The sequence below is a fragment of the Clostridium tarantellae genome (assembly GCF_009295725.1).
Taxonomy (GTDB): Bacteria; Bacillota; Clostridia; order Clostridiales; family Clostridiaceae; genus Sarcina; species Sarcina tarantellae.
In genome coordinates this window covers 1-10863 of the sequence record NZ_WHJC01000107.1, presented here as the reverse complement: position 1 = coordinate 10863, position 10863 = coordinate 1, and the positions used below count along the sequence as shown (strand labels likewise).

At 27.3% G+C, this 10863-nt stretch carries 7 protein-coding genes; all 7 read right to left on the bottom strand.

Annotated elements, in window-relative coordinates; translation table 11 throughout:
- Positions 1–106: 106 nt before the first annotated feature.
- The 7 genes from GBZ86_RS08535 to GBZ86_RS08505 all read right to left on the bottom strand — a co-directional run bounded on the left by GBZ86_RS08535 (position 107) and on the right by GBZ86_RS08505 (position 10728).
- Complete coding sequence (locus GBZ86_RS08535; RefSeq protein WP_152889639.1) at positions 107–1564, bottom strand: amino acid permease; 1458 nt, start codon at positions 1562–1564, stop codon at positions 107–109.
- Positions 1565–1917: 353 nt separating this feature from the next.
- On the bottom strand, positions 1918–2607 hold the full coding sequence (locus GBZ86_RS08530; RefSeq protein WP_327444682.1) for a response regulator transcription factor: 690 nt from the start codon (positions 2605–2607) through the stop codon (positions 1918–1920).
- A gap of 173 nt (positions 2608–2780) precedes the next feature.
- The gene (locus GBZ86_RS08525) at positions 2781–3668 is read right to left on the bottom strand and encodes an ROK family protein (RefSeq protein WP_152889638.1); all 888 of its coding nucleotides are present in this window, start codon (positions 3666–3668) and stop codon (positions 2781–2783) included.
- 77 nt (positions 3669–3745) lie between these two features.
- The gene (locus GBZ86_RS08520; protein ID WP_152889636.1) at positions 3746–5221 is read right to left on the bottom strand and encodes an ABC transporter substrate-binding protein; all 1476 of its coding nucleotides are present in this window, start codon (positions 5219–5221) and stop codon (positions 3746–3748) included.
- A gap of 201 nt (positions 5222–5422) precedes the next feature.
- Positions 5423–8557: an alpha-mannosidase gene (locus GBZ86_RS08515; protein WP_152889634.1), complete on the bottom strand. Its 3135-nt coding sequence runs from the start codon at positions 8555–8557 to the stop codon at positions 5423–5425.
- Positions 8558–8819: 262 nt separating this feature from the next.
- The gene (locus tag GBZ86_RS08510; protein ID WP_152889632.1) at positions 8820–9782 is read right to left on the bottom strand and encodes a carbohydrate ABC transporter permease; all 963 of its coding nucleotides are present in this window, start codon (positions 9780–9782) and stop codon (positions 8820–8822) included.
- 19 nt (positions 9783–9801) lie between these two features.
- On the bottom strand, positions 9802–10728 hold the full coding sequence (locus GBZ86_RS08505) for an ABC transporter permease (RefSeq protein WP_152889631.1): 927 nt from the start codon (positions 10726–10728) through the stop codon (positions 9802–9804).
- Positions 10729–10863 lie beyond the last annotated feature (135 nt).

The following is a 10863-nucleotide window of genomic DNA, read 5'->3' as shown; positions in this document are numbered from 1 at the left end:
TACATATAGTTATATATATTTTTTTTAATATAATAAAAAAAAAGAATAAGTCTTACTTAATTAATCAAGACTTATTCTAAATGTAAATTATTTATTATTTTAAATATTAGTTTGTACTATTCATTTCTTCTTGTTCATTTTTTTGTTTTCTAGCAATTTTAGGTAATATTAATCCTAATCCTAGTAATACAAATGGTGTACCTATATTTAGTCCAAACTCAAATAACCACTTTGAAGTAAATGGCGCTGAATCTGTTGGGAACATCCCTAAGAAACAAGCAAATGCAGTGAATATAAAACACCATATTCCAAATCCACGTGCAATTCTACTATTTTTAACAAATTGATAATCTGAATGATATTTTCCTTTTATAGCCTTTCTTAACATTATGTACGCTAAAAATACCCATAAATATCTTAATGGCATAACTACTGAGTTTAATTTTAATAACCAGTTAAATAGTTTATTGAAATCTCCAATTCCTAGAGCTGGTATTACTATTAATATAGATACTAATACAGTTGTCATAATATAACCATTAATTGGTGCACCTTTATCATTTACTTTTGTTAATGCTTTTGGTACATATCTATCATCAGTATCTAATAATAAAACTTTTAAAGGCGCATCTATTGAAAATACTAATGCTGAAACTTGAGCCGCAAAATTTGCTAAAGAATATAATATTAAAAAGAAATTTCCTACCCCATAATAAGCACCTAATTTTTGGAATGAATAATAAGCACCATTCATCATTAAATCATCAGGTCTATTATTAGCATCAAACATTATCCCCATAGCAAATGATCCTAGTATAGCTGTTACTCCAACCATAACGGCAAGTGCTATCATACCTTTTGGAAATCCTTTTACTGGATCTTTCATATTATTAACATATGGTGATATCTTTTCAGCTCCACCAACAGCAAATACTAACATTGATAATGTTGTTAAATATGTAAAATCGAATTTAGGTATAAAACTATTAAGAGTTATATTAGGTGTAGCAACCTGAACTCCTCTAATAGCTGGTGCTGTTACAACTAATAAAATATATAATATTGACATTATAAACATTGCCATACCAGCAATAGTACCTATTTTACCTAAAGAAGTAACTCCTCTTGAAGCAATCCATAAAAAAAATAAAAATACTACTAAACAAATTAATTGCATTGTTAATGAATTCATTTGTTTTATTGTTGTTCCATCTTGGAATATAGCCCATCCTAAGGATATTATAATACCTTGAGGTTTTTGTGCAAGATATGGAATATGAACAACCCAATATGTCCATCCTGCTAAATAAGCTAAAGTAGGCCCCATAGTGTCTTTAATCCATGAACTTACTCCACCTTTTCCATCTTTAAATGTTGATCCTAATTCCCCTACCATAAGTGCATATGGTACAAAATATAACGCTAGGATTAAAATCCATGACGTAATTACTGTTAAACCTTGGTTAGCAAAGTTATTTACTATGTTTCCGAAGCCCCATACTGATACGAAAGCCATTAATCCAAGGTTGTACCACATTAACTTTTTGGAATTATCTTTCCCCATGTTAATCCTCCTTTTTGCTACATAATTATTGCTTATTAAACTGCATTTTTAAATATAGCTATATTTTTTCTATAAGTTATCAATAAAATTGTATCATTTCTATTATTATTAAACAAATTCATTTAATTCTTTTTATGGTTAAATTAGTGAATTTATTCAAAACATTATTCATATCCCTCTTACATTATTAGATTTGCACTACGTTGTACAAAAAATAATTAATATATTAATTATTTTTTATTATTTAATTTTAATTTAATAATAAAATGAACAAAAAATAGTACATAAAAACCTTTCAAATTTTTTATGTACTATTTTTTGTTCATTTATTAATTTCTAAAGATTAATAAACTCTATAACTTATCTATTTTATAGCCTACGCCCCAAACTACTTTTAGATATTTTGGTTCCTTTGTATTTATTTCTATTTTTTCTCTTATTCTTCTTATATGAACTGTTACTGTATCTGCATTATAAGCTGGTTCATTCCATACCTTCTCATAAATTTCTTCAATAGAAAAAACTTTTCCCATATTAGACATAAGCAAATATAATATTTTAAATTCTAAAGGTGTTACCTTTACTAAATTACCATCAACTTTAACCTCTTTTGTTTCAGAATTTAACTCTAATCCACCAGTTACTAATACATTACTATTCTCTTCATTAGAATACATATTGGCTCTTCTTAATTGAGATTTTACTCGTGCTATTAACTCTAATGGATTAAAAGGTTTAGTAATATAATCATCTGCTCCAATATTTAAGCCAAGAATTTTATCTGTATCTTCTGATTTAGCTGATAACATTATTATTGGAATATTTTTGTTTTTTCTTATTTGCACTGTAGCTCTTATTCCATCTAACCTAGGCATCATAACATCTAATAAAACTAAATCTATTTTTCTATTCTCTAATATATTTAAAGCCTCAATTCCATCGTATGCCTTATATACAGTATATCCTTCATTAGTTAAGTAAATATCTATAGCATCTGTTATTTCTCTTTCATCATCTACAACTAAAATATTTTGTCTACTCACTTTTCAGTCCCTTCCTTTCAATAAGTAATGATTATACCAATTTCTTTCAAATTATAACCACAGTATATCATATTATTAAAAGATTAGAAAAACTAAAGTATTCTAAATTTATTATTATTTATTTAAGTTTTTAATAGTTTAATTTTATTATACTAAGTTTTCATTATTTCATTTTAAACATATAAAAAATTATATAAAGCACCTATCAAATTAGAATCATTATTAAATTTACATTTCTCTACTGAAATATCTAAAGTAGCACAATTATCCTTTAATAATTTTAATTTTTCATTTATTTTATCTGTAAAATCTTCTCTTTTACTTATAGCTCCACCTATAACTATTTTTTCTGGATCTATTATATATTGAATATTAAAGATTCCTCTAGCTAAATCCATATACCAATTATCAATTTCTTTTATAATTTCCTCATCACCTTCATTAGCCATTTTAAATACCATTTCACCATTTAGCTTTTCTTTGCATATATTCTTAACTTTAGAAACTCTATTAACTAAAGCATTAGTGGAAGCTATTGTACTCCATGTATTATCAGTATTTTTAATACTATCTCTAGTAAACATATAACCAAATTCTCCACCATGTAGATGTTTTCCTCTTAAGATTGTATTATTTACAACAATACATCCTCCTATACCTGTTCCAACAACTATACATGCATAATTTGATATTCCTTTAGCTACACCAATCCAGCCTTCAGCTAATCCAGCACAATTAGCATCATTCTCTAAAGATACTTTTAAATTACATCTTCTTTCTAATAATTCTTTTATATTAGGACCATGTATACATGGAACTGCACTACCTCCTCCAATTACTCCCGTTTTAACATTTACAGCACCTGGAAAACTACAAGCTAATCCTTTAATCTCATTTTTTTCTTTATAAAAATCAACTATTTCTCCTATAGATTCTATAAATAAATTTATATCTTCACCTTTTGTTTTAATATTTCCTTTTTCTAAAATAATTCCTTCATTATTCATCAAACAATGTTTTATACTTGAACCACCTACATCTATTACTACATATTTATTCATACCCTTAACTCCCTTTCTTGTTATTTAAAGAAATAAACCCTATGCAAAAACATAGAGTTTATTTTATTAAAATTTAATTATTTTTTTAGTTTATCGTTCTCTTTAGCCCATTTATCTATTTGAGTTTGCATTTCTTCTATTATCTTACCTATACCTTGCTCTTTTAACTTAGCATTTAATTTTGGTAAATACTCATCAACATTTACAGAACCACTATATAATATTGTTCTAAATTCATCAAGAACGTTAGTTATAGCTGCAATTTCAGTTGATACTGGTTCAGTATTAAACTTAAATCCTAAGATTGGTGAAACTTTAGCTTCTGCATTAAACTCTTCAAATGTATCCCATTTATTAGTTTCTTCAGTATCCAAAACATCTAATAGGTACATATTTCCTAATGTATAATATGGAACACTATAATCCTTAGATTTAGTCTCATCTAATTTAATTTGATTATCTCCAATTTTCTCATAGTGAGTTCCCTCTAAACCATAGTTAACCATATTTCTTACATATGAATCAGTATTTAAAAGATTTAAAAACTCAACAGCTTTTTCTGGATTCTTTGATGTACTAGATACAGCCATTACTGATCCTGTTGTAGATGTATTAGTAATATATGTGTCCATTATTTGAGAAGTAACAACTGGATATTTTAAATCTTTACTCCATATAGCATCTGCTCCTGGACATCCATCACCCTTAGTTACAAATCTCTTAACAGCTTTATTGTCTTGAGTTGTTGCTGAATCTTGGTTAATATAACCTGCTTCATAGTATTTACGTAATGTTTTTAAAGTTTTCTCCATTTCTGGTGTTTCAAATATGTTTTGAACTTTAAAAGTTCCATCTTCATTATATGGATCAGAATAAGATATTCCTACTGGTTCAATTACATAATCAAAAGTAGTTTGAGCTGTAAATCCATTACCTGCAATATAGAATGGAACAACATCTGGCTCATTTTCTTTTATAACTTTTAACCATGGCTCTAAATCTTCAAAATTATGAATATCTTCATATGGTATATTATACTTATCTACATATTCTTTAGTAAATGCCCACATTGGAGCTACACCAAGCTCTTTTTGTGCTGGTATACCATATATTTTTCCATCAACCTCAACACCTTCCCAGAATCTTGGGTCAACAGTTTCCTTCATTCCTTTACCTTGATTATCAAGCATTTCACTTAAATCCACATATGCACCTTTTCTAGCATTACTTAAGTAATTCCATGCATTTGTAAACATTATGTCATACTCTTCTCCTGAGTTAACTATAACAGACATCTTTTTATCATAGTCTCCATATCCTATAAATCTCATATCTACATTAACATTTATTTTTTCATCTAGATATTCATTAAGTTTACTTTGTACTATAGCTAGATCCTTTGGTGCTTCACCAACTGTATACCAAGTTAATGTTACTGGCTTATCTCCATTTGAACCTGATGCACCAGAATCACTTCCTCCACAACCTGCTAACATAGATGTAGTCATTATTGTTGCTACTGCAACTGCCAATAACTTTTTTAATTTAATCATTTCTTTCTTCCCCCTTAAATCCCAATACTTTAATAACGTTTACATGTTTTATTTTATAATATTTTTATTCACTTTCATAGTGGATAATTTTTATATTTATTTGACTTTCTATACTATAATTTAACACACTTTTTATATTTTCAAATTATATTAAGGTAAAAGTATGGACTTTTCATTCCAAATCCATACTTTAATAAAAATTTAAATTAATTTAACCTTAAAAGTTTTAATTTCAAAAGGTTTTATTTCAAAATCTAAAATATTTTTTTCAAAAGTACACCTTTCTAAATCTCTTTCCATAAGATTACACTCTAAAGCTTCTAAAATATTATTACTAAATTTTAATTTAGCATTAGTTCTTTTATTATGAAATTCATACATTCTTACAATTAAATGATCTGTATCTTCTGCTTTTTTAACAACTTCTATAAGAATGTTGTTTTTATTTACATTTACTAAACTCATAGTTTTTCCTATTTTTCCATCATGAGCTTCTTCCACCTTGGTATAAAATGGTTGATTTAATTCATAAGCTTTCTCTACAGTTTCTGCACTCTTCCATGTACCCTTATGAGGATATATGGAATAAGTAAAGAAATGTTCTTCTTGGTCTGTTTCTTTATATGGGTGTATACCTGATTTAAGCAAAGTTAATCTCATATTACCTTCTTTTATATCATGACCATATTTACAGTTATTAAGCATAGAAACTCCAAAGTCTCCCTCTGATAAATCTGCCCATTTTTGACCACAAACCTCAAATCTAGCTACATCCCAAGATGTATTGCTATGGGTAGGTCTAGTAACATTTCCATATTGAATTTCATAAGTTGCTTCTGATGCATTTACATCAATAGGGAATTCTGTTTTTAATAATATTTCATGCTCTTTCCAATCAATATATGAATCAAAATCTATTCTTGGTATATCATTATATACATAAATTTTTTGAATGATTGTAGAACGTAAAAACTTTCTTTCTATTTGTAATGTACTTCTAACAGGCCCTCTTTCAACAACTTTAATACTTCTAACATCATTAACTAACCACATTTTTTCAGTATAATAAATATCTATGTCCCAATTGCTATATTCCATTGGTTTATCTTCAAAAGCTTGAATTTGATTACCTACTGTTCCATTTTTTAAAATTTCTCTATTTAAATTTTTATAAAACAATGATTGTATATTACCATCTTTATTGAATTTAATATTAAAAAATTTATTATCTGCTTCTTTTTCTGTTAACTTTACTATTTCCTCATTTTTATTAGTTGCTTCTATTATTTTAAAAGCTTTATGTCCATTAGCTGGTACTTCTTTTGCAAAAAATATTGCTCTATTATCATCTATTCTTTGACAAATTACTTCCTCACCATCTTCACCAATAACAGCAGGGTTTATTATACCTTTTGGCACCTCAAAAGTTGCAATATCACTTCTTGCAAATCCTAACTGATTAAAAACAATAACACTTCTATTGTTTAAATTAATATTTGAAGCAATGCACTCTAAAGCTTCATTTAATAATTCATTACCATTATCTATTAATTCTTTATATTCATTAGCTGTTACATCATAAACTTCCTTTATAGAAGAACCTGGCAATATATCATGAAATTGATTTAATAATACAGTTTCCCAAGCTTTATTTAAATTTTTATAAGGATAGTTTTTACCTAATAACATTGCCATAGAATTAAATTTTTCTGATGAAGTATATAAATGTTCACAAACTCTATTATCTCTTTTGTTTCTTGCCATAGATGTATAAGTTCCTCTATGATATTCAAGATATAATTCTCCTACCCATTTTGGTAACCTTTTATTATCTACTATCTTTTCTTCTAATCTTTTAAAATAATTTTTAGCCGTTCCTATTTTAACCTTTGGTGCTCCAGGTATTCCCCTTTCAAGTCTTTTCCCTGTTTCTAGCATTTCATAAGTGGCGCCACCACCACCATCTCCAAAACCAAAGGCTACTAATACATCATTATTTATATCCTTTTGTTGATATCTTCCCCATGCCCCCATTATAGAACCTGGATGAATATTTCCACTATAAGTAGTCATTGTCTCTTTGTATGGATCTTGATCTGGATAAGTAGTTGTAATAAAATGTGTTAAAATTTCTGTACCATCCATACCTTTCCACATAAATGTATCATAAGGCATCTTATTAAATTGATTCCATGAAATTTTAGTAGTCATAAAATAATTTACATCACATTTTTTTAATATTTGAGGAAGTGCTGCTGAATATCCAAATACATCTGGTAACCAAAGAATTTCATTATCTACATTAAATTCTTCTTTAAAAAATCTTTTTCCGTGCAAAACTTGTCTTACTAATGATTCTCCAGAGGTAACATTACAATCTGCTTCTAGCCACATAGCACCTTCTGGTTCCCATACACCTTCTTTAACTTTTTCCTTTACTTTTTCATAAACCTTAGGATGGTCCTCTTTTAAAAATTTATATAATTGAGGTTGTGATGACATAAAAATATACTCTGGATAATCTTCCATAAGTTTTAAAACTGTTGAAAAACTTCTAGCAACTTTTTCTCTAGTTTGAGCTACTGTCCATAACCAAGCAACATCAATATGAGTATGTCCAACACAAGTAGCTATCATTTCCTCATGTCCACAAAGCTTTTGATAAAAATTTTCTTCCAAAAATTCATTAGTAGCTTTTAAACTTTCACTATATTCCTTAGAAAAAGGAACTCTTAAGTCAATAATATTAATAGCTTCATTTAAAACATTTAACATATCTATTCTTCTTTTATCTTCTTTATTAAGCTTTTTACAAACAATTAATGGTACATTTATATTAAAATATAATTTTCTTGCTTCTTCGTCTATAACTACTAATTTACCATGTAAAGTTGATTTTTTACCTTCTATTCTACCTATATGAGCATGTAAATCTATTTCATATTTTTCTCCAGCTACTGCATTGTGTGTTAAAATAGTTTCTTTATGATTAATATCTAACCCTTGAATATGTTCTCCATTTATATAAAGAATAAACTGTGGATTAGTTGTATTATCCCAATCACCTAAAAAAGTATGAAAACTTAAAGCAATAGTTTCTCCTTCAAATTCTTTAGGCACCTCTACTGTAGCCTTAAACCATCCATGACTTTCATCACCCCAAAGATCACCAGTACTAAATTCTCTCCACCCATCCTTTGGCGCATTTTTTATTAAATCTATATTATGATAATTTCCATCTATGTACTTATAATTATTTATGCTAAACTCCTTAGCATAAACATATCTTTCCAGTTCATTGCATATTTTCTCTATTCTCTCAACTGCAAAATACATTGTAAATTCCCTTCTTTCGTCAAAATTTTATAAATTATTTCCTAAGAAATATTTAGATATTTATTCTAATTCAAAAAAATATTTCTTGAAGATATTTCAAATTCATCTCCCTAAATTAAATAATTTTAAATTATTTAATTTAGGGAGATGGCAAGCATTCTATAAAGTTTCATAATTATTGATTTAAGTTATATATAACTTAAATCAATAATTCAATAAACTTAGGTAAATGCTTGCCATTCTCCCTTTAGATTATAATTAACTACTCTTTAACTGCTCCTATTGTTAATCCATTTACAAAATATCTTTGGAAGAATGGATAAGCAAATATTATTGGTAATGTAGTTAGAACAACAATAGCCATTCTAGCAGTATCCTGTGGCATATTTGCTGCTGCTTGTATAGCATCTGTTCCTAAACTTGCTGCATTACTTGTTATAAATTCTATAGAGTTTTCTATTTTTATTAGCATATATTGAAGAGGAATTAAGCTTGCTTTATCTATATATAACATAGCATTAAACCAGTCATTCCAATATCCTAAAGTTAAAAATAATCCTATAGTTGCAATACCAGGTAATGATATTGGTAATACTATTTTTAAAAATAATCTCCATTCTGAAGCACCATCAATTTTAGCTGATTCTATAATGGCATCAGGAACTGTTGTTTTAAAGAATGTCCTAAGTATTATTATATGGAATGAACTTACAGCTATAGGTAAAATTAATGCCCATATTGTATTTTTTAATCCTAAAAACTTAGTAACTACTAAGTATGAAGCAACCATACCACCTGAAAATAGCATAGGTATGAATATTAACTTTGTAAAAAATTTTCTATATGCAAAAGATTTTCTTGATATTGCATAACCATAAGTTGACATAATAACTAATCCTACAATAGTACCTGTTATTGTAACAAATATTGTTATTCCATAAGATCTTAATATACCTGTACCTGATGTTAATATATATTTATAAGCTTCAAAACTCCATTCCTCTGGCCAAAATCTATATCCATTAGCTTGAAGTGCTTGTTCACTAGTTAATGATATTATTATTACAAAAATAAATGGTATTACACATAATGCTGCTAATGTGAAAAATAATATATTTATAAATATATTTGTTTTCTTTGATACCGCATTAAATTTATTTACTTCTTCTTTTGGTTCTACCTTCTTTCTAGTTCCAGTAGCTCCTTTTTTAAATGTTTCTAACAAATTTTACACCACCTTTATTTTAGAAGAATGCATTTTCACTATCTACTTTTCTTACTATTCCATTAGTAACTAAAATTAATATTAATCCTACAAATGATTGATATAATCCAGCTGCTGAACTCATACCTATATCTCCTAAGTTCATAAGTCCTCTATAAACATAAGTATCTATAACGTTTGTAACAGGATATAATGCACCTGAGTTCTTTGGTAATTGGTAGAATAGTCCAAAATCAGATTTAAACATTCCTCCAACTGCTGTTATAAACATAATAATTAATACTGGTTTTAATAATGGTATAGTTATATATTTTGCTTGTTGCCATTTTGAAGCTCCATCAATCATTGCTGCTTCATAGTAACTCTTATCTATTCCACATATTGATGCCAAATAAACAACCGTTCCATATCCTACTGCCTTCCACTGACTCATAAATATTATTATAAATGGCCAATATTTTGGTTCAGTATACCAAGAAACTTTATCTATTCCCATAGATTGTAATACTCCATTTATGTATCCCTTATCTGGACTTAAAAATGCATATAAACAATAACTTACTACAACCCAAGATAAAAAGTATGGTAAGAACATACTACTTTGATAAATCTTAGCTGCTTTTTTATTCAATAATTCATTTAATAATATTGCTAAAGTTACAGGAATCACAATTCCCATAATTATAAAAACTAGATTGTATAAAATAGTATTCTTAGTTATTAACCAAGCATCACTACTTTGGAATAAGAATTTAAAATTATCAAATCCTACATTTTCACTTTTAATTAAGCTTTCAAAAAATCCCCCATGAATTCTCCATTTTTTAAAAGCAATAACCACACCAAACATTGGTAAATAAGCAAATGCTAAAAACCAAAGTGTTCCAGGTATAGTTAATAATAAAAGTTCTTTATTAGCTTTTAAACGCTTTATTCTCTCTTTCATCTATCCTTTCCCCCTCTTTGTGTAAACGTTTCTTACAATATAAAATATAACACATACACAACAACTACTAAAGTTGAAAATATTTAGTTTTAATGTATAAATTTTGAATTGAATTTTTTAATACTTATTTAAATA

Coding starts and splice junctions, on each gene's coding strand:
- GBZ86_RS08525 (WP_152889638.1), bottom strand. CDS start 3,668: ATGAATAAATATGTAGTAATAGATGTAGGTGGTTCAAGTATAAAACAT.
- GBZ86_RS08505 (WP_152889631.1), bottom strand. CDS start 10,728: ATGAAAGAGAGAATAAAGCGTTTAAAAGCTAATAAAGAACTTTTATTA.
- GBZ86_RS08535 (WP_152889639.1), bottom strand. CDS start 1,564: ATGGGGAAAGATAATTCCAAAAAGTTAATGTGGTACAACCTTGGATTA.
- GBZ86_RS08520 (WP_152889636.1), bottom strand. CDS start 5,221: ATGATTAAATTAAAAAAGTTATTGGCAGTTGCAGTAGCAACAATAATG.
- GBZ86_RS08515 (WP_152889634.1), bottom strand. CDS start 8,557: ATGTATTTTGCAGTTGAGAGAATAGAGAAAATATGCAATGAACTGGAA.